The following is a 776-nucleotide window of genomic DNA, read 5'->3' on the forward strand; positions in this document are numbered from 1 at the left end:
AAAATTAGCACATTGGTATGATAAGGTACATAAATCAGAATTTAAATCCTTCAACACCATAGCTAAATCTATACAAATACATTATGATGCAATACTAAACTACTTTAATAATAGAAGTACAAATGCTTCTGCTGAATCTTTTAATGCTAAAATAAAGGAATTTAGAACACAATTTAGAGGCGTAAGAGATCTCAAATTCTTCCTCTATAGACTAACTAAATTATATGCATAATTTTTAACGCTCCCCAGAAATAATGTTTGATCCTACAAGTCCTCGTTCGTACTTCACTGTGGGCTTTACACTTCTATCCTTCACGCAAAAAAGAATACAATTCAGAAATAAGACGGATCAAGAATAATTGTTGGGGAGAATCTTATCTTTGAAAAGTAAATAGATTTTGAATTCAGAATTAGACAATTGGCTAGTGCACGTTTGCAACGAATACCGTCACAAAACTACTTTAATAATAGAAGTACAAATGCTTCTGCTGAATCTTTTAATGCTAAAATAAAGGACTTTAGAACACAATTTAGAAGCCTAAGAGATGTCAAATTCTTACTCTATAGACTAACTAAATTATATGCATAATTTTTAACGATCCCCAGAAATAATGTTAGATCCCTTATAGCACTATATAAACTAGAAATATAAGTACACCCCGTCACTGATTCAAAAGAAATTTTATTATATCTCGATAAGTTTATCGCATAAAAAAACCTCAATTCGTAAGAATTGAGGTTTAAAGAAAGGCGGCGACCTACTCTCCCACATAAAT

The 776-nt window shown here is 30.9% G+C and carries 1 protein-coding gene; it reads left to right on the forward strand.

Going from position 1 to position 776, the window contains the following annotated elements:
- The coding region (locus MPF19_RS19125) for a transposase (RefSeq protein ID WP_249989863.1) at nt 1-232 on the forward strand (232 nt) is incomplete at its 5' end.
- Nucleotides 233-776 lie beyond the last annotated feature (544 nt).

The organism is Polaribacter sp. Z014 (assembly GCF_023555435.1).
In the GTDB taxonomy this organism is placed as follows: domain Bacteria; phylum Bacteroidota; class Bacteroidia; order Flavobacteriales; family Flavobacteriaceae; genus Polaribacter.